We start from the raw sequence: 25,597 nt of genomic DNA on the forward strand, positions 1-25,597 counted from the left end.
AATAGTTATAACTACATGAAAAAGGATAAGGACTCTGAATTATTAATAAGTTAGGTAACACAATGGGATAACATATAGGAAAGGATTAAACTTACCAAAAACCAGTATTTTTGTAACGATTGTTCATCCATCTACTTGCCTTTGATTTTATTAAGATCTCCGGTTACCAAAAAGATTTCCAAATACCTTTTCAATAAAGATACCTCTAGTAAAATTAAGATATACAAGTATATTGGAGGTTACATATGATTATCGGATATGCACGAGTCTCTACTATTGACCAAAACTTAGATCGGCAAATTATTATACTTACTGAATATGGTTGTGAAAAAATAGTGAAGGAGAAGTTTACAGGTACCATTAAAGATCGAAAGGGACTACATCAACTGTTTGATGTAATCAGACAAGGCGATACGGTTGTAGTGGAAAGCATATCCCGTTTAGGACGCAAAACATTGGATATCCTCAACATTATTCAACAGTTGGAAGAGATAGGAGTGCAATTCATTTCTTTAAAGGAAAATATGGATACAAGAACCTCTACAGGAAAAGCTATGTTCCAAATGATGTGTGTAATTGCAGAATTAGAAAGAAACCTCATTGCTGAAAGGGTAAAGGAGGGACTGGAAGCAAGTAAAAGGCGTGGAAAAACATTAGGTAGACCAAAGCTAGATAAAGAAAAGCTTGTTGTTGCGCTACGGATGTATGATAGTAAAGAATATTCTATAAAGGAGATAGTCTCGGCAACTGGAATTTCTCAAGGATCCTTATATAGGGCGGTCAATAGAAGAAAGTTTGAAGAAATAAAAAAATAGGGGTACGTTTTATTATTTCTCCAAATTTACTTTGCGGTCTACAGCAAGAACCCTGTCACTAAGCCTTAAAGACAGCTCTGATCTTCAGCTAACGCACCCTTTAGTAAAAAAGTTCAGCCAGATATTTCTGGTTGAACCCATTAATTCATTCTCGATTACCATTTGGCGAATAATTATCAGACCTCCACCTGAAAACAGAACCGATTACAAATAAGCAGTAATAATCCTACTTAGTTAATTTCTAAATACACCATATTTTCAAATCGATTTTCTATACTCACATGGTCAATTAATATACCTTCTTTTTTCAAGACTAAATTTTTAATCAATGCCTCAAATATATAATTCCCTCTCAAATTACTATTTTGTATATGGAGAAAATTCATCACTTGTCTGGTCGTACTCTTCCATTCTCTTTTGAACCTTTAATTCCTCTGAAGCTGCTATACTTGTAATTAGTAAATTAAGTAAAGCAAAGGTTGGTGTAATCCCTTTTAGAGTAATTGGAGGAGGAGCAACAACCTTGAACAAAATATCCGAAAGCAGTCCTAATGGGGACAATTCATCATCAGTTATTGCTAGCACCTTTGCTCCTTTTTTCTTTGCTGCATTTACAAACGAATAAGTTTCTTTTGTATATCGAGGAAAAGAGATTGCAACCATTAATGTTCTCTCGTTTACTAGTGATAATAAATAATTAGCATCCTCTATTTCCCCCCGATATAAAAGTGTATTTCCAACTACAATATTTAGGCTGAATGATAGCCAGTTAGCAGGACCGTATGATCCACGGAAGCCGATGACTATTCGCTTTTCTGATCTTATTAATAGATCTACAGCTTTTTTATACTGGTTGTAATCTACTTGCTCTAAAGTGGCGCGAACATAAGCACTATCCTGCTCGATTACGTGTTGAATTAGGTTTATATCTTTTAGAGACTTGGAAGTAGAGCGAAGGCCTTCTATAGGATCTGCATTAGTTGAAGAATCCTCCAATAAGGTAGATTGAATTTCTTTTTGCAGTTCGCTATATCCAGAATATCCAAGTGCATACGATAATCTAATCACAGTTGTATCGCTTGTTTTACTTGCTATCCCTAGCTGCTTCGATGTTTGAAACGCAACCTCTTTTGGAAAGTCGACAATATATTTTGCAACTATCTTCTGCCTTTTTGTTAGTTCATTAAATCGTTTCCTTATTCTTTCGTTATAATTATCCATACAGCTAGTCCTTCCTGATGAGTTAATATTACTCGTTGTAACGTCCTACTGCCCATTTATTAGAAATGCAATGAGTGTATACCTTTCTATCATAAATGGTTTTATGATCAAATTATATACTTTTTATTTCAAAGAATAAGTAAAGAGGTTTAATAACTACACGGTTACCTTATTAAGAAAATGATTGTAAGCAACTCTAGCTAATTCAGATATTATTCCTGCACCCTCAGCTTCTGTTTTGTTGCCAATAGAAAAAGCGGTAATGATGAACCTTCCTTTGTTATCAGGTAGCTGTACTATTCCTGAGTCATTTACAACACTTGCAATTGTGCCAGTTTTATGGGCGACAACAGTATTCTGTGGTAATAAATAAGGTATTCTACTACGGAATTGCTGTTTTGCAAGGATTTCAAACATATCATCACAAGCTTTTTCAGAGATTAATTGCTTATATGCAATTCTCTCCAATAATAACGCCATATCTGATGCAGTTGTTACATTGTTTGCAATACTTTCTTTAAACACAATCGAATTATGATCAATTTCACCTTTTTTAAATCGGAGGTTTAGGTCATTATAAACTCCAAGTGAGAAGCTCTGTGGCGGTATTCCAACACATGCGCAAAGAAGTTCCCAGCAGCTGAAACGAATGTAAGTATTGTTTAGGCCTACTTCTTTCATAAATTGATTCACATTTTCTTTACCCAAAATATTCAGCAACTTATCCGTTCCTACATTATCACTAACAATTATCATCATTGTTGCTAAATTTTTTATTGTGACATCGATTCCCGGGATTAACTCCTTAAAAATACCGGAACCATTTACTAAGTCTACTTCTTCGAGCCTTATACGCTCTTGCAGCCTGACCTTTCCAATTTCAACATCACGGTATAATGCAGCCAGGATAGGAATCTTAAAAACACTGGCAGCTTGAAAAAAACGATTTTCATTGATTGCAGCAGTTTCCCCAGATTCCAGATGTTTCACATAAACACCAAAAGTACCAGTAGCATCCTGTATAACTTCTTCCAAACGATCCTGTAGTCCCATAGCCAACATCCTCCCGATTTTTTACATAAGGTGTTCTTGATTAAAAAAGCTTGGAGTGAAACTGGTTAAGTGGATTGCTTTATTGCAACTTTTGGAAATTGTCTAAAGTGATATGAAATTCCATATGGTTCACTGTTATCATTGACTAAAATCTCAGCTATTTCTATAGAGTCGTTAACATTTGCAATAAAAATGTTTTCTTTCACAAAAGTTATAGGTATCTCAATATTTTGTGATAATAGAACCGGTTTTCCATTGTTGATTTTAATTGATACTTTCATCCCTTCATTCGATTGATATTCTCCTTGATACTGTTCTAGCCGCTCTTCAGCAATGTCGTATTTTTCAAAGGAAAGGTGAGATGCGTCTACCGCCCTTCCTCCATAAGCATTAAATGCAAGTTGCATAACACGTGCAGCAGGTACACCTGCCAAGTTTGTCAATACAACACCAGAAACCCCTTTTTCAGGTAAAATACTTAATTGTGCTGAAATTGCCTTTAACCCTCCACCATGTTCAACTAGAGTAGTACCAAAATAATCAGGAGTAATCATTAACCCGTAGCCATAAAACCTTCCTGGCTGTGCTTGAATATGGGGTTTAACCATTTCTTTTACACTTTCTTCAGATAATATTCGCTTACCGTTTACTACACCAGCATTTCGGAAAATTTCTGCATACATTAACATGTCTCTAGTTGTAGACTTCAGAAAGCCTGCTGCCCTCATTGAAGGAGCGTCCCACCAAATCGGTGCAGCAACAATACGCTTTGTCCCTTCGCTTCTATCCTCTGCATAACAAGTGGTGATATTTTCATATTCACCGTACTCCTCAATCATGAAGAAGCTATTTTCCATACCACAAGGAATAAGAATATGATCATATACATATTGTTCATAACTTTTTCCGCTGATACGTTCGATTATTGTTCCTAATAAAGCATAAGCATCATTGGAATAACTAAAATGTGTGCCTGGTGCTCCTAATAATTCAAAATCTTGTTCGGCAATAAACTGCATAAGTTGTTCATAAGTGTCGATCGGTTCGCGATCTTCCAGGTCAATATTTAAACCTGGATAATTTTTTACAGATGGGTCAAAATCCATTGACTTTTTCATTGCATAAGATAGAGAGGACATTGGAGGTAATCCAGATGAGTGTGTCATGAAGTGGTGAATTGTGATATGTTTTAAAGCCTCTTCATTTTTAACTTTGAATTCAGGCAAGTACTTGATTACAGAATCAAGTACATTTAGTTTACCGGCCTCCTGCAGCTGCATAATAGCCACACAAGAAAATGATTTTGTAATCGATCCAATACCGAAAACAGTATCTTCAGTTATAGGCAGTGAATCATTCACATTACGGAATCCAAATCCTTTATGATAAAAGATTTCCCCGTCCTGGGTAATTGCAACTGAGGTACCAGGAATCATGTATTTTTCCGTTATCTTTTGAACAGCCTCTTCAAATGCTTTTAAATTCACTTCTACTTTCAAATCTTTTCCTCCTCCGTGGTTGGTATTTATAATTTAGATTTTATAGATTATACAATTATCCTATCATTCTCGTTTCTTAGTATTTATCAGGTTGGAGATTTTCTACACACAGATGTGCATTAACAAAATCAAGCATCGCATTCAATCTAGCTATTCTTAATTCAGGCTTTCCGTATTGGAGAAGTCCATGACTTGAATCTGGTATACGAACTATTTCTACTTCTCCTCCTCGACGCTTAATATGAGAATAAAACTGCTCGGCCTGCTCAATTGGACACCTCAAATCATTTTCACTATGTAGAAGCAATAGTGGTGTCTTTACATTATCTACATAAGCAAGTGGAGAAAATCCCCAAAGTGTCTCCAAGTCTGTTTTTCCCAGAAACTCCTGTTCAAGGAAATATGGGCCTATATCGCTTGTACCATACATAGAAATCCAGTTCGAGATACAGCCTTCAGAAACCGCTGCAAAGAATCGATCAGTGTGAGAGATGAGCCAATTCACCATAAATCCTCCGTAGCTGATTCCATTAACAGCAACCCGATTTACATCAAGATAGGTATTTTTTTGTAAGGCATATTCTAGCCCATTCAAGATATCATTCATATCCTTTCCACCATAATCGCCGTGTACTGCATTGGTAAATTCTTCACCAAATCCTGAACTACCTCGTGGGTTTGTATAGACAACAGCGTAACCTTGTGCAGCAAATAACTGCAATTGGTGAAAATACGTGAAACCATATGCAGAATGTGGGCCTCCATGAATATCTAGCAGAACGGGATATTTCTTCTCAGGATCAAAGTTAGCCGGTTTCAGTAAAAACCCCTGTATATGCCAATTATCTTCAGACCTATACGAAAAGACCTCAGGTTCAACCACGATAAGTTCGGATAACAACTGGTCGTTGCAGTCATCCAGACGAAATTCGGTTTCTGGAAAGAGCGCCACGTGGGTTTGGGAAAAATCTTCCATTGGATGCCGATACTCACAATCGACTGTACTGTTTTCATCAATTCTAATTGCTGTTACTTTACCAGGGTGATTAACTGTCGAATAGGCAATAGTAATCATCTCATCTCCGTCATATGAAAAATGAAAAATAGCCCGGTCTCCGCCTACAATGATTACTGTACAATTATCGTTTTTATTATTCGAGAATTTAACAATTTCATTTCGCCCTTCACGAGTACTTAGAGCATAAACATAGCTGCTATTATTTGACCACTGAGGACAAAGTGAATATCTGAGGTTGCGCATATCTGTAAAAGTCATATCAACAAGTGTATCAGGGTATTTTTTGCTTAAACACCTTGCGTTACCACCTTCTGAAGGTATAACTAACAATTCCTTCTGGTCTCCACGGATTCCATAAAACGCCAGCCACTCTCCATCAGGTGAATAAGATGGAGCGCTTGCTTTCGTATTACTGTACAGCAATTCCACTTCTCCTCCGGAAGCAGGAACACGGTAAATCTGGCCTCCAAAAAGAAAATTATCCTCCTCTGAACTTGAGCTGAACGCGATATACTTACCATCAGGAGAAACGACAGGTTCATTGGCTTCATTTGTTCCTTGTGTTAAAAGAATAAATGTTCCAGTATCTATATTAATAGCCGCAATTTGACGTTTATGCGGTTTCTGTAGACCAGTTCCATCATTTTTGTAATATAGATGATTATAACGTTTAGTTCCATCTCTCCATGACTTATCCTCTTGCTCATTCTCACTATTGGCTTCACTAATTGTTGCATTTTCATGAAAAGTTTCTAGATTTGAATTTCCCACTACAGGCACCAGCCCATAAATGGTCTTACCGTCAGGCGACCATACGATTGAACTAATCCCTCGCCGAAACCTTGTCAGACACTGGGCCTCCCCGCCTTCGAGAGATAACAGCCAGACCTGCATTCCATAAGCTCGATTCGAGATAAATGCAATTGTTTTTCCATCTGGTGACCAGACTGGATTGATATTAATTGTGCCGGAGAATGTCAAAACTCTTCTCGTTTTACCCTGTACATCGCTTAAATATAAATGTGTTTCATAAATATTTTCTTTATCACGTGCTATGGTTCTTTCATATACCACTTGTTGTCCATCAGGCGAAATGACAGGATTGCTTGGCCATTCAAATTTATAAATATCTTCTGGCACTGTAGTTCTTAAACTCATTTTTATCTCCCCTTATTAACTTATCTAAAAAGTCAAGGAATGAACTATTGTGATACTTTCAAAAACCTTTATATACTCTCCGCATGAAAATTATAAAGGTAAAGATTCGCAATTAATGTCCTTCACCTGTGGTTTTAATAACTTAAGGATAGTAATAGAAAGTATTTTTACACCATTTTGTAAAGAACCCAAGTTAAAATTCATATTAGGGTGGTGAAGTCCTGGTTGTAAATCTGTTCCAAGTCCAACCATTGTTGCTTTAATATTAGGAAAATTCTTTTTATAAAAATGGAAGTCTTCCCCTCCAGGAGTGGTGACTGGAGGTATGATCGCATCATGCCCAAGAGCTTCAATAATGGCGGATCCTACAAGTTCCTCAATTTGCGGATCAGGTTCCGCAGCACTCATTGATCCAAGCGTTTCCAACTCAACTTTTGCTCGGTTTGCTGAGCCAGAAGAAAGAACGGCATATTCTACCTTCCTAATCAAATCGTCCATCACATCGTTCTGTTGTGCTCGGACATCAATGCCAAATTCAGCATAGTCGGGAATGACATTAATATTGTTTCCCCCTGCCTGAACCATGGTTATTTTAGCAGACGCGGATAATGTCGGATCCGTTTTGACTGAGTTAACAGCCTGGATGATGGCTCCCAGTGAGTCAACAACATTTATTCCTAGATTAGGTCGTGAACCATGGGCCTGAATTCCTTGAATCTTTCCTTTCAGCAGGGTGGTCGCACCATGATATATTGCAGGAGATGCTTGGCCAAACCTTAATTCATGAATTGGGCGTACATGGATCCCTAGCAAATAATCAATATCATCCGCTATACCTTTATCTATTAGAGCCATAGCTCCTTTACCGGATTCCTCGGCTGGCTGAAAAATAATTTTGATAAGACCTCGAGGATGAAAGCCTAATTCCTTAAGACAAAAAATAGTATGAAGAACCATTGTCATATGGGCATCATGACCACAGGAATGAATGGCTTTCCATTCCCCGTCGACTAGCTGCCATAACGCATCAATGTCCGCTCTTATTCCAATGGTTGGACCATGTTCTTTATTTCCCCAATATCCTACAACACCAGTATGATCCTCAAACCTCTCAAATGGAATTTCCAAATACTCTAATTGCTTACATAAGTACTCGGTTGTCACTTTTTCTTTCCAGCTAATTTCGGCATTAGTATGAAAATGATGATACGTTAATTTTATTAAATCTTTATTCTCATCAACCCAATTTTTGATTCTTTCAATCATGTAAAGCCTCCATAGTTTTATTTTCGATAACATAAGAATGGACGTTGGCTATACTATTTTTTAACATTCCAGTCACTGCATAACCTTCTGAAAAAGCATTGCTTACCGCATTTCTCAGTTTATACCTCCAGGCCTTCGCAGCTTCATAATCCTCTTGTTTTAATACTTGGAAATTCACGGGGACAGGTATTAAATATCCTTCCTCATTCAATATTGGTGCTTCTCCAAGGGGATATGGAACATTTCTAATATCCCGACACGTAAGAAGATGCCGATAATTTTCAACTGAAATATCATTTTGAAGTACACCTGCCAGTGCCTTCTTTACCCGGTTTGAACAAATATCCCATTCCACTAAAAAACGATCAGTAGGTAGACCTTTATTCAGTTTATCGCTCATTTCACCGTAATAGGAAGGATAGTAAGTTTTGGAATATGCCCCTAGCTTATTAAGGTTAAAAAACGCATTTCTAGCTTCTAAAGGATCGAATGTCCATACAATTTTTTGATAACCGTAATCAATGGCCCAATCCCTTTGCTTAAGCTTTAGCTGTAATCCGATTCCACAATTCTGATACTTATTGCGGACGCCAGTCATATGAGAAATTAAATACTTCTTCCCATTCTTATAGCCCGAAAAACCGTATGAAAACCCGATCAACTCCCCTTCATTAAACGCTCCAATTATGATTCCGCCATGGTGTGCAGCAGCAATAAGCTGTGGAAGGGGTGTAATAGCGTCTTTGCCCCAAATTTCTTCTTGAAAACAAACCACATCTTGTATTTCCTTTAGGCTTTCTACATTTTTATATAAGATTGGTTGTGTTAATACCATTGGTACATCCCTCCACCTATAATTAACAAAATCGCCTCGGTAAATCATTCATTAGAAGTTTACAGTTTCTCTTTTAAACACCTTTTCATTAACTGTGAGTTGATTAATGAGTTTTTGGTTAATATCAATTCCAATGCCCGGTTTTTCTGGAACTGTAATAATGCCTGGTTTTGATAGAGTCACTTCAGGTAAAATGATATCCTCATGAAAATAACGGCTGGAAGCAGATGTATCACCTGGAATACTGAAATTACTTAATGAAGCAATAGCAATGTTATGAGACCTGCCGATTCCTGCTTCAAGCATACCGCCGCACCATACAGGAATATTTTTTTCCTCACAGAAATCGTGCATTTTAACTGCTTCGGATAACCCTCCAACACGCCCAACCTTAATATTGATAATTTTACAAGCATTAATTTCAATTGCCTTTCTCGCGTCCTCCACAGAATGAATGCTTTCATCTAAACAGATCGGTGTTTTCATTTCTGCTTGTAGTTTGGCATGATCGATAATGTCATCATGAGCTAACGGCTGCTCAACCATCATTAAATTAAACTGATCCAATTCCTTTAACAGTTGCTTGTCATTCAGGCTATAACAAGAATTAGCATCCGCCATCAGCGGAATTTGATCTCCAAATTTTTTACGAATAGCCTCTAATGGTTCGATGTCCCAGCCTGGCTTAATTTTCACTTTTATCTTTTTGTATCCATCCCCTAAAAAACCTTCCACCTTGTTTAATAGAGATTCTATGCTGTCTTCTATTCCGATGCTCACGCCCACTTCAATCTCTGAACGCTTGCCTCCTAATGCAGCAGAAAGTGTCTGTCCTTTTTGCTTGCTATATAAATCCCAAACTGCCATTTCAAGTGATGCTTTTGCCATGTTATTTCTGCGTATATAGGAAAACATTTCTGAGACATCTTTTGGCTCTTTAATTCCTTTATCTAATAGCTGTGGAATCATGTACGTTTCAAGCATGTGCCATACTGTACCTGTAGTCTCTTCGTTGTAAATCGGAAAAGGCATCGCGACACTTTCAGCAAAACCAACTTTATCTCCGCTATGTGCCTTAACGATGATAATATCCTTTTCAGTCACTTTACCGAAGCTAGTTTCAAATACAGAATTTAAAGGTAATTTAATTCGGTGTAATGAAATTTGGTTTATATCCATGTAGTAGTACCTTCCTTTTTAATAAAAATGTTTTTAGTCTCGTACTTCCATTATTTCAGGTTCAAACAGGTGACAAGCTACAAAATGTCCTGGTTTAACCTCAATGTTACGAGGTTTTTTGGTTTTACATACTTCCATACATGCAAAACATCGCGGATGGAATGTACAACCAAGGGGAGGATTTATCGGATTCGGAACATCACCAGTTAGAATAATCCGGTCTTTTTTAACACTTTCAGGATTTGGTACAGGAACAGAAGACATGAGTGATTTTGTATAAGGATGAAGCGGTTCTGAAAACAATTGGTTTTTATCAGCAAACTCTACCATTCTGCCTAGATACATTACTCCAACTCTGTCACTAATGTGTTTAACAACACTCAAATCATGGGCAATAAAAATGTATGTTAGCCCTAATTTTTTCTGAAGACTCTGAAAAAGATTAAGTATTTGTGCTTGTACAGATACATCCAAAGCAGAAACTGGCTCATCAGCTATTATAAGAGATGGACCTACCGCGATTGCGCGGGCGATTCCTATTCTTTGTCTTTGTCCCCCGCTAAATTCATGGGGGTAGCGATCTGCATGAAAACCATTCAATCCTACCAATTCCAATATCTCTAACACTTTCTGCCTTCGTTCATTCTTACTCTTTCCTATACCATGTGTTGAAAGTGCTTCTTCTAAAATGGAAGAGATTCGAAGGCGGGGATTTAAAGAAGCAAATGGATCCTGGAAAACAATCTGCATTTGTTTTCTGAGCTTTCTCAACTCATACTTACTCAAGTTTAGGACATCTCTGCCTTCAAATTTAATTTCACCACTTGTTGGTTCAATTAATTTTAAGATACTTCTTCCAGTTGTGGATTTGCCACAGCCGCTTTCGCCAACTATTCCTAATGTTTCTCCTTTAAAAAGGTTGAAAGTAACACCATCAACGGCTTTAACATAGTCTTTCTTATTAGAAATAAAACTCTTACTTATAGGAAAATATGTTTTTAGGTCATGCACCTCTAGCAGTATTTCACTCATGCTAATGCCTCCTCGTTAATATATAGCCAACATCTAACTGAGTGCTCGTTATTTGTTTTTATTAGAGGTGGATTTCGTTCAAAACATTTTGAATGAGCTTGGGTGCATCGAGAAAAAAATGGGCACCCTTTCGTTACTTCTCCGATATTAGGTACATTGCCTTCAATTGGCTGCAGCTTATCACGTTCATCTTCAAGACTAGGAATCGAATTTAATAGACCAATTGTATAAGGATGTTGTGGATTTTTATAAATTGTTTTTACATGAGCTTCTTCAACTATTTGTCCATAATACATGACCATAACTCGATCAGCCATTTCTGCTACTACACTTAAATCATGAGTTATTAAAAGTATTGCTGTATCAAAGTTGGTTTTGAGGTCATTCATTAAGTCCAAAATCTGTGCCTGTATAGTTACATCTAATGCTGTTGTCGGCTCATCAGCAATTAGCAGGCTAGGATTACAAGCCATAGCCATTGCAATCATTACCCGTTGTCTCATTCCTCCAGAAAGTTGGTGTGGATAATCGTTTACAATCTTTTCTGGCCGTGGAATACCAACCTTTTTTAATATATCAACAGTTTGCTTTTTTAACTCATCCCCTGAGGCATTAGTATGAAGCTTAAGAACCTCACTAATTTGTCTTCCAATTCTATGAACAGGATTTAAGGATGTCATAGGCTCTTGAAAAATCATTGCAACATCTTTTCCACGAATAGAACGCATTTTTTTTTCAGATAATTGATTGAAATCTATATCTTTTAAGATGATTTTCCCATCAATTTTCCCAACACTATTTGATATTAATCTCATTATGGAAAGGGACGTAACACTTTTACCACACCCTGATTCTCCTACCAAAGCAAGTGTTTCACCTTTATTAATTGTAAAGTTCACCTGGCTCACTGCATTTACAAAACCTTTTTTCCCTTTTTTAAACTTAATAGAAAGGTCTTCCACTTTCAGAAGTGCTTCTTTTTCTACAAGGTCAATTGCCATCTTCTTCACTCCCAAGCAGTTATTTTTGTCTTGGATCTAGTGCATCTCGCAATCCGTCACCTAGCAGGTTAAATCCAAGTACGACTAACATAATTGCCATACCCGGGAAGAGTGACATCCACCACGCCTGTCCTAAAAAAGCTTTCCCGACGTACGCCATAGATCCCCATTCAGGTGTTGGAGGCTGAGCTCCGAGCCCCAAGAAACTTAATGCTGCAGCTACTAGAATACTAGTCCCAAATTGCAAACTGGATAAAACGATTACTGGTGATAATACGTTAGGAAATATATGCTTCAAAATTATTTTAAAATCCGAAACGCCAAGTGCCTTTACTGCCTCTATATACTCTTTTTCTCTTATTGATAAGACCGATCCTCGGACCACCCTTACATAAGAAGGAATAACCGAGATTGCAACCGCAATCATCGCATTAGTTAATCCGACCCCAAGTACAGCAATAATGGCAATTGCAAGAAGGAGGGAGGGAAAGGCCAATAAGATATCCATAACTTGCATAATATAAATATCAACTCTACGGTAATAGCCTGATATAATTCCTAAAATGACCCCGATAATCCCTGCAATTAGTACTGCAACAAGCCCCATCATTAATGAAACCCGGCCTCCATATAACATTCTAGAAAATATATCTCTCCCAAAATCATCTGTTCCTAATAAATGCTGTCCTCCTGGGGGTAAGAACCTCTGCTCGAATTTCATTACATCAACTGGATATGGAGCAATCAAAGGAGCAAGTAAGGTAACTGAAACGAAAAACAATAAAATAAAAGCTCCAATAACGGCACTTTTGTTAGTTAGTATTCTTTTCCCCACTAATGACCAGTATGTTTTGGACTTTAACTCTGAATTTCTATTATTCTGGGGAGGTGTGAATTTGGTTTCTGAATTTGTAAGCTTAGGAGCGGAACTGCTCAAATTGCTTGCACCCCTTTCTAATATTTAATACGTGGATCTACTAAACTGTATACAAGATCCACTATTAAGTTAGTTATAATAAAAAGAAATGCCATAAATAGGACAAGCCCTTGTACCGTCGGCAAATCCCTTTTAGTGATTGCTTCAATAGAAAAACTCCCTAATCCTGGTAATGCAAATACATTTTCAATGACTACAGCACCTGCTAATAAGAAACCAAACTGCAGACCAATTAAAGTAATAACAGGTATCATGGCATTTTGGAGAGCATGCTGAAAAATCATAGGAATCATGGCAAGACCTTTAGCTTGGGCCGTTCTCATGAAATCTTGTTTAATTACTTCAAGCATGCTTGACCTCGTCATTCTTGCTATATTACCAGCTGATCCTAAACCAAGTGTAATAGATGGCAGAATTAACGAATAAAACCCTTGATATCCAGAAATAGGGAAAAGGCTGAATTGATATGAAAATATCCAAATTAAGAATAAAGCAATCCAAAATCCTGGTGCAGAAATCCCGATTAAGGAAATCACCATAGCTAGTTGGTCAAAGATTGTGTTTTGTTTCACTGCTGCTAAAATACCCATTAAAATCCCAAATACAGACCCGATGATTAAACTATAAAGCGCTAGTTGAACTGTAATTGGAAAGCGAACCGTAATCTCTTCAACCACCGTCAGACCTGTAACATATGATGTTCCTAAGTCCCCTTGCAACACATTCTTAATATAATCAATGTATTGAATAAAAAGCGGCTGGTCTAGACCTAGAGTGTTTTTCATTTCAGCTATGGACTCTTCTGAGGCAAAATCTCCTAGAATATAAGTTACTGGATCACCAGGGATAAGATGCATCATCAAAAAGACTAAAAACGATACACCAGTAAGAGTAACAACCATGGATAAAGTACGATTCAAAATATATTTAGACAAGTTTTCAGATCCCTCCTTTTCTAAATAAGGCAGTTAGGGATGTGCATCCCTAACTTTATCGGTTGAATTTATTTCGAAGTAATATCATTAAATATAATAGATTGTGAATAAGGATTTTGTTTAAATCCATCAATATCACGGTAAGCGGTTACATTCTCACGGACAAATAATGGAACCCAAGGAGATTCTTCCACAAGAAATTGCTGTGCTTGTTCATAAATTTTCATGCGCTCTTCATTATCCATCGTTTGACGTGCTTTAGTGAGCAAATTTTGTAATTTCTCAGATTCGTAATGCATTCTTATTGAGCTTCCTTTTCCAAAAAGCATATATAAGACATCTGGATCTGACCATCCGTAACCAACTAGAATTGCATCATGTAACCCCTTAGGTGTATTTGCAGCCATTGCCGCTGCTTCTTGAACAGAAATATTAACTTTGATACCAATATCCTTTAATTGTCCTTGAAGAATTTGGACAATTCTTTGCATTACCGGTTCATCAGATAACCATATTTCAAATGAGAAAGGCTTTCCGTCTTTCTCTACAATCCCATCTCCATTTGAATCCTTCCACCCAGATTCCGCCAGTAACGACTTAGCCTTTTCCACATTTTTGGTGTACTTTTGTTTTGCTTCTCCTTCAACCTTTTCACTATATCCAGGTATAGTTTGAGGAAGCGGACCAAAGAGCGGTTTTGCATAGCCTTCCAAAGCAAATTCAACGATTGGTTCACGATCAATACCGAGTGCGATAGCTTGTCTAACGCGTTTGTCTTGGAACATTGGTTTCTTATTGTTGAAGCCTAAGTAAGTTATACCTTGATCGTACATACTATCAATTTTCACACCTTCTGTTGTTTCAAGGTCTTTAATATAGTTTGGTGGCACCCTTGTCATAATTTGTGTGGTACCTTTCTTAAATTCTAGCACCCTAGTGTCATCATCCGTGATAAAGCGGAATTCATATTTATCAAAATCTGAAACACCCTTGTTATCCACAAACGAAGGACCCCAATTATAATCGTCATTTTTCGTGTAAGTAATAGAAGATCCCCGTATCCGTTCTCCAAATTTAAATATTCCTGAAGCCGCAGGGTGTTCTCCAAAATCATCTCCGTACTCATCAAGTGATTTAGGATCCATCGGCGCTAAATATACAGTAGTTAATCCACTGGCAAAAGGTGCAAAGGGCTCTGTGAAATAAACCATTAATTTTTGTGCATCAGCCTCGATTTTGTCCACTGGCCCAGCAAGAAACTTAATAGCAGAATGTTGAAGGAACCTTTCAAACGACTTTTTAACCGCTTCAGCAGTAACCGGCTCTCCAGAATGGAACTTGGCATTTTTATCTAAATAGAATGTCCAAACTTTCCCATCCTTTGAGATTTCATACTTTTCAGCAAGGCCAGGTATTATATTTCCATCTAGATCCCTTCGTAACAATGTGTCATAAATATGGGCATTTGAATCATCAACCCAAGTTGTTTTATGGACATCAATGGTATCAGGTTCACGAACAGAAGAGATTACTAATGTGTTCCGTGATTTGCCCTCTCCATTTCCTGAACTTTGTTCATTCGATTTTGGGGTACAACCTGCTAAAATTACCATGGTACTTAATATAGCGATTAATAGAATTCGCCACGCTTTCTTTTTCACTTTCGCCCCCCCTTTTTATTTAACCTTATCTTCCTGTGAAAATTCTATCTCCTTAATAAAAGGATAAACTGGTTTTGTAAGTCTCGTGTGTTTAAAAGAATAAAGGTTAAAGCTGGATAACCCAGGAGAGTCAACTGGGATTATTTCATGTGCCAGTGGTTCAAATCCGGCACGGAAATGCTGGCTTGATTTTAAGGCGACGATTTTGTATGATCTTATATTAATTCCATGTAACAAAAAGATTTGTTCATCCAGTGTTTGGGACCTTTTTGAACAAACAACAATATCAATGCCGCCAACAACTATCCTTGCTGACTTACCATAATCTACTCTTGCACCTCTTCCCATTGGAGAAGATTGAATAAACTTTCCATCAGTGAGAGTTTTAACGTATGCTTTTATTGGAACAGGCCTTCCGTGCATGTCATCTGTTTTGCCACCGAGCAATACTTCGATTGAAGCTCCTACTCCTCTTTCATGTGCAATGTTCACTACTTCGGGGTCATAAATAAAACCGAAACAAGCATTTTCAAGATTTGCCTTTATCATGGCTGAAAGCAAGTGAGTTCCATCACCTGGTGTACCTCCTCCAGGATTATCAGAGTTTTCGTTAATTACAATAGGTTTTCCTTCTATTTTTAGTGCTCTATTTATCCCTTCTTCAGGATTATCAATATCAGGAAAAAACTTCTCTTTTGTATTCCATATTTCTATTGCAATTTCTTCTGCTATTTGATCTGCAAGCGCCTGGTCATTATTCGTAACAGTTACAACCGAAACTCCGACTTCAGGAATATCCGTGTAAGGAAATCCATGAAAGAATGTACAATCAATAATTGCTTCATTTTCTTCGTGTGCCCAGCACAATTCATTTATTATATTTGCAGGTGGTAAATCCGTAGTAGATGTAGGAATCATAAGTGGAAGCTTCTTAAGGCTCATCTTTGGTTGTATTTCACCTAAAAGAATTTTTTTCGTAATATCAATCGCTTCGATTCCTCTTTCATAACAATCAATATGAGGGTAGAAATTAACACCCAACAGGACATCTGCTTCTCTAACCATTTGATCAGTTATATTTCCGTGAAGATCCAGCGTAACTACAACAGGGATTTTATATCCAATAACTTCTCTAACAGCAGCTAATATACCGCCTTCAAGATCATCAACGTCTTCAGCAACCCCAGCACCATGAAGTGCAAGACAAACGGCATCATACTCTGCTACCGCTTTAATCGAATCAGTTAATTCACTAATAAGCCGTTTGTAGGTTTCTTGAGTTATAACCCCTGAAGGCATCGCAAAAGCGGAAAACATTGGAATCACTTCCACTCCTGTTTCTTCAGCACGATCAATCATACCACCTAAGTAATCTCTTACTTTACGGTGTTTAAGAATGATTTCATCGCCATGAATCCATCTCCATTCCTTAAACGATTCAACTGTTGTTTTCTCATTGGAAAATGTGTTTGTCTCGTGTGCAATTTCACCTATCAAGATTTTCATTGTTCTCCCCACTTTCATTGAAGTAATTACTTTGAAAAAATATAAAAATGAAGTAAATATTTCATTTTTATCATTATATTACCTTTTTACCAACCTTTCAATAGCAATATTTGATTTTTATAAATTTTCAGAATTAAATATATCATTCTTAAGTTTTGACGAAGATTATTCTCGTAAAGGTTTCATGCCCTAAAAGTTATACTCTTGTGTAGAAAAGTTACTTGGAGCTAAAATAAACCTCAAAACTGTGTTTTTTAGGCAGTTGAGGCTTAGCATATGGTTGAATAGGACTGTTGATAATACCCATATTAATCTGCATCCCATTGGGTATTTGGTAATTGCATATCAGTAAATTAATAGAAAAAAATTTTCGAACATAAAATACCAGAAGCGTACCTGATTTTTCAAGGCTACTCCAATGTTTCAACGTGTGTCTGATTAAAAACATGTTGTTAGCCAGTCCTATTATTTTGTCATAATATTGAGTCAAAAATCCAAAACTGGTAACACAACGGTTGCATGATATAGGTGAACTGTGTATTTTCTTTAAGATTTGATCTGACCTACCCCAAAAGCACTCACCTCCATATATCTTTAACTTTGATTGGTTTCATGCCATCGCTCCTTTTTAAGACACACGTTGTCATATTCCCTTATAAATTCTCCTTTTAATAAGGCTGTTATATTACTCAGGAACCTCAATCTGGTCAGCTATTGAACTTCTAATACCTTTATCGTAGACAAAACAGTATATAGCTAACTAGAATGCTGTTTTTTTAGCTTGTCGTAACATAACGGTATTAAACTGGAGAAAAGGAAATGACTTTAAGCAATTGCTTTTATTATTAAAACTGAGCTTCCAATTACTCTTTGAATCTCTAGAGCTATTGAAGCGATTTTAGCTGTGTTGTAAATGAAAAATTTTAATTACGTACTCAATAAAAACGTTAATGCTGGATATTTGTGACACTATATCTCAAAATTCCTACTCGTTCGAGAACGAGAGACGTATATCTTTAAAAAAAGAAGGGATGCTAGTCGACTTAAAAGTTTTAATGCAAGCGATACTTACTCTCGCTACCATAAACCTTCAAAAATGGAAACTGGACATGGCAAGGGCCATGTCCAGTTTGATTATTTAGAACAGCTAAAATGTAATCCCCCTCACTTTTGTGAAAGGGTCTAGCATGGTATTAATTAACAAATTCAAGATTAATGTCTCCATTATTAGTGCTGACATCTAATGTCTTATCACCATTAATTTTATTTTCAGGTAGATTATTTTTACCTTTGGAAGTATGGCTTGAAATGCTAAATGCGTCATATGCCCCTCTAATAGTCCCAGTAATATCACCATTTGTGGTACTCAATTTTAATGTGTCTTTAACTGCAACTTTTGTTACCTCTATGTTACCATTTGAGGTTGTTGCATCGAACGTACCTTTTATTCCCACACTAGATAAAATTATATCGTCATTTTTAGATTCCATTTTTAGAATTTTGTCAACTGCCACATTAGAAACTTTTATTTTACCATTTGAAGTTGTTGCATCGACGGCACCGGATATATTTACTTCTGATAGATCAATATCTCCATTGGATGTTTTTATATCAATCCCGCTGGCAACACCGCTTGGAACAGCTATCTTTACATACCGATGTGCTTTGTCTGTGTCTAAACCGATATAGTCTTTCAACCGATTATTAGTGATAGCTTTCATTTTTAACTTCTTTTGATCCGAGACGTTTATTTCATATGATTCCATATCATTTTGAAAATAAGTGATATGAACCGCATTGTCAGTTGATCTTACCAACTCAACGTTACGATCTCTATAAGACAGTGATATTTGATTAACCTTATTTGCGTTTACTGAATAGCTTTTTTCTTTGTATTGTGTTGAATAATTTTGCTTAACAGAACAAGAACCCTTTGTGCATGCAGTAGTAATGATTAGTACTAATCCAAGAGTAACACTGACAGACAAAAGATTTTTAATAACTTTTTTCATATCTTATGATGCCTCTTTCTAAATTTATGTGGATTTAATATCCATTTGTAATGCTTTTCAAAGGAGTAATGCTGTTCCCATTCAGGTTTAATGACGGACATTAATCCGTTCTAAAACATCCTCGAACTCCTAAGAATCAACATGAACAAGTTTATTGTAAATACTACCGTCAAATTTATCTGGGGAACCGCCTAGCATGAACAAACGACTCAGTCCTGGATAAAGCTTAAAACTCACGTTGCTTTTACCAGCCCTCGTTTCTTGCCACAGTTTATAATCCAATTGAGTTGAAACATGAAATTCATTTGCACCTTAATCCTCATTTTCCTGTTCGGTCGATTGGGTTGTATCTCGCTCCAATCGCATGTAGTTTGGGACAAACTTTCATCTTATATGTTCCAGATAAAATGTCATTTTCAATCATCTCTGCAATCTGTGCAAATACGGGTTTTTCAGTTTTCATGAGCACCACCTTCCCCATTGTTATACAGTTAATGATTTAAGTCACTAACCGAATTTACAATATCCCTATCAACTTGTCAAGTTAAATATTTAAGGTGGGTGCTCGTCAATATTTCCTTACTTCTATTGGATTATAAAGGAATTAACAATGTGATTATTTTCACATTTTTTAGAAAATCCTATATCTTGTAATTTATAGAAGTAATTTATTTTTATTCCGAGTACTCCCTGAATACACGAAACAATATTTTTGATTTTTCCTAATTTTATCCATTATGTGGGAGCTTTTTATTTTGTTAACGATATTAATTACCTTTATGATATTTATTCTCTTAACATTTTGTAATGGATCCAATGATCTTTTTAAAAGTTGAAGTTTTTACATTACAGATAGAAGTCAGAAAATTAATGGGGGATTATTTATTTAATCAAGAATAGAAGAACAAGCGCTACATTATTATATGAGCACTTGTAAAATACCTATGACTACTGCCTTTACTTATTATTAGAGATGTCATTGATTCTCAGGATAAAAAAGTACAATTGTTTTAAAAGTTAAATATGAAATTTACTTCTCAATATTTCTTTCCATTTATTCGGAAAACCATAGGAAAGAACTAGACAAACGGTACCAATAGATAAAAAGACTTTCATATCCTCAAGAGACCTTGAAAAGGTATAGGGACGGTTAGTATATTGTCCTAATATAAAACTGATCCATGCTGTTAAAATAAATACAGATATTGTAATTATCCCCACAAAAGCAAGCCATCTTTTTTTGTTCTTTTTATAAAACATTCTGTTCAGCCAAATTAAAGTAACACACATTAAAAAAATAGGAATTGCTATAGTAACAGACCAATTTATTTGATCATCTGCGATATCTAATGCAAGAAATAAACATGTAGTTGTAATACTTAATATAAGAGCTTTCCTTTTAATTTTCTTAGAAAATACATAAATTACAATCCAACAAGAAATGACTGAACTACTACTATATAGAGACCATGTTAAAGTTCTAGCTAATATAAAATTAATTAATGTAGGAATGGAAAGAGCTAAAAGAGCCACTACGCTAAAAATACGAAAAATTATTTTTAGGATGTTATCTCTTACATTTTCATACACACTGTAATAATGTGGAAAACCATTTTCTTTAAGAAGCTGTTTATCGCTAGAGACCTTAGGAATATAGGTAAAGCATAATGGGCAAGGTATTTGGTCCCTCTCTACCTGAATACCGCACTTTGGACAATAAGCCACTAATATCCTCTCCTATTAGATTCTATTTTCACATGAATACCATCTTTTTTAAGTTTTCTAAAGAACTCCCGTTCTACAATGCGAATATCAGATATATTTCCGAAAGTGATATACATGTAAGAACCATAACTAATAATTCCGGCTTTTATTTTATTACCTACACTGGGCGGGGGATAGAATTCAAATCGTTCAATAAAAGGGTCTATGTCCTTATTCAGAGATACTACTCCCAAATTAGAGATGGAGCTTGTATACAAATTTTCCCCAAATTTTGAGTGTATAATAGGTGCCAATTGGTCCTTAATAGTAAGTGGTAAAAGTCGTAGCAAGACATTTCTTTCTCCACGAACATTTCGAGCAATAAGCGGTTTCAACTGTTTGATGTTTAAATATCGTTTAAATTCTATTTGAACCTTCTGTACAATCTCATGAAATGTGTATTCTCCTAAACGAGGATCAATTGTTATGGGTATACTAACAAAGAAATTACGAAGAGTTTGACTTTCAAAAAAATTCCGCAAGTTAACAGGTACATTGATGGTGATAGGTTTAGGTTTAGCTGCTAGCTCAGCTTGAATTTCGATTAATACCTCTATGTATTTAGATATTAAATAAGTGGTAATGCTTATACCATGATATTTAGCTAACTGTTTAATTTCCCTTATATCAATCTTTCCTGTAGTAATATGATATATTCCCTTTTTATCAAACTTAAATGGGAGTTTGTATGCATAATCAAGGCCTTCTTGCCAGCTTGGTACATTTTTTTCGTAATATGTAGAAAAAGAATCTTCAAACTCTAAGCTACTTCTATTTTTCGTTTCCATTTGCAAATCAAGAGATTCTTTCCTTATTACATAATAAGTCACCAAAAGTTTTAAAAATTCTAGAGCTCCCGTACCGTCTGTCAGCATATGTGAAACTTCAAAAGATATTCTTCTTTTATAATACAGAATACGATAGGGTAATGTATTATGACTGTTAAAAAACAGATTAGAACAAGGATAGTAATGCTCTATTGAAGCAATAGGAATTTCATTAGTTTTTTTTAAATAATTCCAGAAAATCCCCTTCTTTACGATTACTTTAAATAGAGGGAGTTGTTCTACTGTTTGTTCAATAGCCCATTGTAAAACTTCAGGATTAACCATGCTTTTAAGGTTTACTGAGAGTCTAAAAACCGTAGAAACTCTCGATGTAACAGTTGAAGCATATAGCTTTCCAGCATTATCTAGTTTGTACCACTCTACGTTCATTGTTAACTCCTTTGCATAAAAAAAGACTCTAAAAGTTTTTATTCAATGAAAATACACTTTAAGTAATGATGATACAAAAATACATACAGCAAGTGCATTCATCTTGATTCCTCCTAATTTATCTTTTCCTCCACCAGAACTGATTATTCTTCTCCAACAAGACTAATGAAAAAATCCTGTAGGCCTAATGGCGAAACAATTATCATGTCTGTATCCTCAATCGGATTGTCAAAAACGTTTTGCGATACAAATCCACCCACGTTTTTTGTACCGATAATATTTAGACCTTTTATCACCTGCTCGACGACATCAACCGGACCTGTTACGGAATAGGCCATTTCATCAATATCATTGGTATCGGCATATAATTTGAGTTCCCCTTTATCAATGATAAGAAGTTTTTCCGCAACTCGGGAGATTTCATCTATCAGGTGGGTGGAAACAATAATGATTTTTGGTTTTTGGTCATTGCATTCCTGTAATAAGTCGTAAAAGTTTTTGCGTGTAATAGCATCAAAGCCTAAAACCGGTTCATCCAAAATAATCACAGCTTTGTTACTGGCCATACCAAGGATTGTATTGACCATAACCTTCATCCCAAAAGATGCCTGTTCATACTTTTTGCTTAAATCAAGTTTGAATTTTTGCGCAATTTCTATTGCAAACTCCATGTCAAACTGACTGTGTAATTCGTTTGCCGTCTTGAATAAATCCTTTATACGCATGTTAAAATGTGCAGCATCACTTGCAACAAAATGAACTTGATCCGGCATATGCAGCATATCAACGGGGTTTCCGTTCACTGTGACTTTGCCAGTGCTAGCATTATGGTGACCAGCAATTAATTTGAGAAAGGTAGTTTTGCCTGCTCCGTTTTTACCCAGCAAACAATAAATGCCGGGTGAATCCAAGGTTACGGAAAAGTTCCGTATCCCATCATTTTTTCCATAATTTTTGGTTACATTGGATAGATTAATCATAGTGGTCCTCCATTATTAATTTAATTATTTCTTCTCGTGATATACCAATATTCACCGATTGTCGAATCGTATCTAACAGCTCCAATTTCCGCTCGTTCAATATGATTTGCTTTGCCTCACTGGTTACCGCCATTCCGATTCCACGCTTTTTGTAAAGTAACCCTTTATCCGTGAGTCCCCTAACGGCTTTTACCGATGTTGTTGGGTTTACTGAAAGAAGCTTAGAAATCTGAGTGGTTGAAATAATCAAGTCATCCGGATTGTATATTCCAGATAAAATGTCATTTTCAATCATCTCTGCAACCTGTGCAAATACGGGTTTTTCTGTTCTCATGGGCACGACCTTCCCCACTGTTATATGGTTAGTGATTTAAGTCACTAACCAAACTTACAATATCCCTATCAACTTGTCAAGTTAAATATTTGAGGTGGGTGCTCATCAAGAAGTTTGGTTGAAATGATCAAGTTCCGGATTATATGTTCCAGATAAAATGTCATTTCAATCATCTCCGCAACCTGTGCAAATAGATGTTTTTCAGTTCTCATGGGCACGACCTTCCCCCACTGTTGTATGGTTAATGATTCAAGCCACTAACTGAATTTACAATATCCCTATCAACTTGTCAAGTTAAATATTTGAGGTGGAGTTCATCAAGAAGTTTGGTTGAAATGATCAAGTTCCGGATTATATGTTCCAGACAAAATGTCATTTTCAACCATCTCACTGTAACTTGTGCAAATATGGTTTCAATTTTATGGACACCATATTATTCTCGTTATATAGTTAATGATGTAAGCCATTAACCGAATTTACAATATCCCTCTCAACTTGTCAAGTAGAATATTTGAGGTGGGTGCCCGTCAAAGTAGGACGGTGAAGGATTTCACTTGGCGTTTTAGAAACCAAAGGGAAGGCGATAATCAAAGCCACTGCTTCCTTCATTACGTGAAATAAAGACTTCAAACATAAAAAAGGTGAGCGCAATGAATAAGTATTGGAGTTGTCTGAGACCAAAAGTAAAAACACCATTCCAAATCATGGGATGATGTTTACTTTATAGATCCTTATATCGATTCCTTTAAATTTTTTCGATACATTATCAAATATACGGCTATAACATTTTTTTTACAAAAAATTCTCTTTTTAAATCAAACCTTACAATTTTTAACACTTAAATTCATTATATTTCATTTTGTATTTTCTTATTCAACTATCCTGCCCCGATAGTTGCATAAAGAAAAAGCTGCCTTAAAGACAGCTCCAATCTTCAGCAAAGCACCCGTTAGTTGAAGTAGAAGTTTAAAGATAGAAAAAAATCGAGAAATTTATTTCATAATCCATAATTCTAAGTATAGTTAGAGCAGTAATTAATGAATCCTAATCATAAATTACATCACCGGAAGTTATTACTATTGTGTGTCTTACGCTTGCAAATATGCAACGCGAACTTAATATTCCCGTTTTCAGGAGCGTATCTTTAGGTCATTGTTAGCGGTTTTGGAACATAAACCTTTTATCTTTGTAATTAAAAATATGCTCTTTTTCTTCCATAGATTAGAGGTGTTGAAAAAAGTGGAGATTAAAAATTTAGTTGTTAAACAAAATAAGAAAGGAAAATTTTATACGGTTAAATTTGAAATAAACCGAGATAATAACATCACTAAAAATTGGGCTACAATAGCAAGGGAAGGTAATAAATATATCTTTAATAGTGTAATTTACAAGATTGATCCGGAGAAAGCTGTGTTTTCTAAAAAAATGGTAAAATCACCTGACCCAGAGTTCTATTACAATGGGTCTTTGTCAGAGAAGGTATTTAATTTAATATTAAAATCTCAAGATTTTACAAAGTACCGAGAGAAATACAATATAAAATTTGATTTAAAGAAAGTATATGACAGTAAGCAAATAATAGAGCGAGAGGAAAACCTTAAGAATCTTATCAAAGTAGCATTAGAAAGAGATGAATACATTGGTGCGATTTGCAATGCTGGGGAATATTATATCCCATTGTTTGAAATGGATCCTGGTTGGCATATTGAATCCTTTCTACCTAATGGTGATGAGTATAATGATTATATAAAATACATTGCTTTTGATAAAGAGGCTGAAATCATAAAACATTTAAACTGGGTCATAGAGCGTTTATATAAGGTTTCAAACAACGTGTTCGCAGTAAAAATTGAAAGTTTTCTAGAAACTAAAGTTACCAATACAGGAGTAGAAGAAGAGTTTGGTTCTTTGTTTGGCTGGGACTTACCTAAAGACACAATCTTTTATGATGAAATTTTCTATACGGAATCGATAACTAGGCTTGCAAAAGAAATGTTGGAGAATAATGAAGAAGAAATTATTGAAGCTGCTTTAGTCGGGAATCCAGATGTGTTGGATGAAAATATAAGTGAATATTACATTGCTGATAGTGTCATTTACGATGATGAATCTTATTTTGTCGATAAAATGTATGATTTTGCATTCAATAAACCATCCTACTTAGCAAAAATAAA

General features: G+C 35.8%; 22 protein-coding genes. 2 read left to right on the plus strand and 20 right to left on the minus strand.

The window, feature by feature from the left end; genetic code table 11:
- The first annotated feature begins 245 nt into the window (after positions 1-245).
- A complete protein-coding gene (locus BW986_RS28245; RefSeq protein ID WP_076373020.1) occupies positions 246-815 on the plus strand; it encodes a recombinase family protein in 570 nt (189 codons plus the stop codon).
- A gap of 360 nt (positions 816-1,175) precedes the next feature.
- Here the strand turns inward: BW986_RS28245 and BW986_RS28250 are convergent, their stop codons facing one another.
- The 20 genes from BW986_RS28250 to BW986_RS30490 all read right to left on the minus strand — a co-directional run bounded on the left by BW986_RS28250 (position 1,176) and on the right by BW986_RS30490 (position 23,635).
- A complete protein-coding gene (locus BW986_RS28250) occupies positions 1,176-2,036 on the minus strand; it encodes a MurR/RpiR family transcriptional regulator (RefSeq protein WP_076373022.1) in 861 nt (286 codons plus the stop codon).
- Positions 2,037-2,192: 156 nt separating this feature from the next.
- Positions 2,193-3,089, minus strand: coding sequence for a serine hydrolase (locus BW986_RS28255; protein WP_076373024.1), 897 nt, complete (start codon positions 3,087-3,089; stop codon positions 2,193-2,195).
- Between the two features lie 65 nt (positions 3,090-3,154).
- Positions 3,155-4,588 carry a serine hydrolase domain-containing protein gene (locus BW986_RS28260; RefSeq protein ID WP_076373026.1) on the minus strand — a complete coding sequence of 478 codons (1,434 nt, stop codon included), beginning with the start codon at positions 4,586-4,588 and terminating at the stop codon, positions 3,155-3,157.
- A gap of 76 nt (positions 4,589-4,664) precedes the next feature.
- Positions 4,665-6,764 carry a S9 family peptidase gene (locus BW986_RS28265; protein WP_076373028.1) on the minus strand — a complete coding sequence of 700 codons (2,100 nt, stop codon included), beginning with the start codon at positions 6,762-6,764 and terminating at the stop codon, positions 4,665-4,667.
- 90 nt (positions 6,765-6,854) lie between these two features.
- Entirely contained in the window at positions 6,855-8,030 is a 1,176-nt protein-coding gene (locus tag BW986_RS28270) for a M20 peptidase aminoacylase family protein (protein ID WP_076373030.1), read from the minus strand.
- The gene (locus BW986_RS28275) at positions 8,023-8,865 is read right to left on the minus strand and encodes a GNAT family N-acetyltransferase (RefSeq protein ID WP_076373032.1); all 843 of its coding nucleotides are present in this window, start codon (positions 8,863-8,865) and stop codon (positions 8,023-8,025) included. The genes BW986_RS28270 and BW986_RS28275 overlap by 8 nt, the downstream gene beginning before the upstream one ends.
- A gap of 51 nt (positions 8,866-8,916) precedes the next feature.
- On the minus strand, positions 8,917-10,044 hold the full coding sequence (menC, locus tag BW986_RS28280; protein WP_076373034.1) for an o-succinylbenzoate synthase: 1,128 nt from the start codon (positions 10,042-10,044) through the stop codon (positions 8,917-8,919).
- 33 nt (positions 10,045-10,077) lie between these two features.
- Positions 10,078-11,076: an ABC transporter ATP-binding protein gene (locus BW986_RS28285; RefSeq protein WP_076373036.1), complete on the minus strand. Its 999-nt coding sequence runs from the start codon at positions 11,074-11,076 to the stop codon at positions 10,078-10,080.
- Positions 11,073-12,077 carry an ABC transporter ATP-binding protein gene (locus BW986_RS28290; RefSeq protein WP_076373038.1) on the minus strand — a complete coding sequence of 335 codons (1,005 nt, stop codon included), beginning with the start codon at positions 12,075-12,077 and terminating at the stop codon, positions 11,073-11,075. The genes BW986_RS28285 and BW986_RS28290 overlap by 4 nt, the downstream gene beginning before the upstream one ends.
- Before the next feature lie 19 nt (positions 12,078-12,096).
- Complete coding sequence (locus BW986_RS28295; protein WP_076373040.1) at positions 12,097-13,014, minus strand: ABC transporter permease; 918 nt, start codon at positions 13,012-13,014, stop codon at positions 12,097-12,099.
- Positions 13,015-13,031: 17 nt separating this feature from the next.
- A complete protein-coding gene (locus tag BW986_RS28300) occupies positions 13,032-13,949 on the minus strand; it encodes an ABC transporter permease (protein WP_076373042.1) in 918 nt (305 codons plus the stop codon).
- A gap of 68 nt (positions 13,950-14,017) precedes the next feature.
- On the minus strand, positions 14,018-15,610 hold the full coding sequence (locus BW986_RS28305; RefSeq protein ID WP_260321028.1) for an ABC transporter substrate-binding protein: 1,593 nt from the start codon (positions 15,608-15,610) through the stop codon (positions 14,018-14,020).
- A 15-nt stretch (positions 15,611-15,625) separates the two neighbouring features.
- Positions 15,626-17,116 carry a M81 family metallopeptidase gene (locus tag BW986_RS28310; RefSeq protein ID WP_076373044.1) on the minus strand — a complete coding sequence of 497 codons (1,491 nt, stop codon included), beginning with the start codon at positions 17,114-17,116 and terminating at the stop codon, positions 15,626-15,628.
- Between the two features lie 1,193 nt (positions 17,117-18,309).
- Positions 18,310-19,128 carry a DUF4097 family beta strand repeat-containing protein gene (locus tag BW986_RS28315; RefSeq protein WP_076373046.1) on the minus strand — a complete coding sequence of 273 codons (819 nt, stop codon included), beginning with the start codon at positions 19,126-19,128 and terminating at the stop codon, positions 18,310-18,312.
- A 319-nt stretch (positions 19,129-19,447) separates the two neighbouring features.
- The gene (locus BW986_RS31050) at positions 19,448-19,591 is read right to left on the minus strand and encodes a hypothetical protein (RefSeq protein WP_260321029.1); all 144 of its coding nucleotides are present in this window, start codon (positions 19,589-19,591) and stop codon (positions 19,448-19,450) included.
- A gap of 554 nt (positions 19,592-20,145) precedes the next feature.
- A complete protein-coding gene (locus tag BW986_RS28320; RefSeq protein WP_076373048.1) occupies positions 20,146-20,853 on the minus strand; it encodes a DUF6320 domain-containing protein in 708 nt (235 codons plus the stop codon).
- A complete protein-coding gene (locus BW986_RS28325; RefSeq protein WP_076373050.1) occupies positions 20,853-22,109 on the minus strand; it encodes an alcohol acetyltransferase in 1,257 nt (418 codons plus the stop codon). The genes BW986_RS28320 and BW986_RS28325 overlap by 1 nt, the downstream gene beginning before the upstream one ends.
- Before the next feature lie 143 nt (positions 22,110-22,252).
- A complete protein-coding gene (locus BW986_RS28330) occupies positions 22,253-23,089 on the minus strand; it encodes an ATP-binding cassette domain-containing protein (RefSeq protein ID WP_076373052.1) in 837 nt (278 codons plus the stop codon).
- A complete protein-coding gene (locus BW986_RS28335; protein ID WP_081395835.1) occupies positions 23,082-23,423 on the minus strand; it encodes a GntR family transcriptional regulator in 342 nt (113 codons plus the stop codon). Before BW986_RS28335 ends, BW986_RS28330 begins: the two co-directional genes overlap by 8 nt.
- Positions 23,424-23,491: 68 nt before the next feature.
- The gene (locus BW986_RS30490) at positions 23,492-23,635 is read right to left on the minus strand and encodes a hypothetical protein (RefSeq protein WP_179086187.1); all 144 of its coding nucleotides are present in this window, start codon (positions 23,633-23,635) and stop codon (positions 23,492-23,494) included.
- Between the two features lie 1,027 nt (positions 23,636-24,662).
- Here BW986_RS30490 and BW986_RS28340 point away from each other — a divergent pair.
- Positions 24,663-25,597 (plus strand): hypothetical protein (locus BW986_RS28340; protein WP_142244759.1); only part of this gene is annotated, 935 nt, incomplete at its 3' end.

This window comes from Peribacillus simplex (genome assembly GCF_900156045.1).
Lineage (GTDB): Bacteria > Bacillota > Bacilli > Bacillales > DSM-1321 > Peribacillus > Peribacillus simplex_D.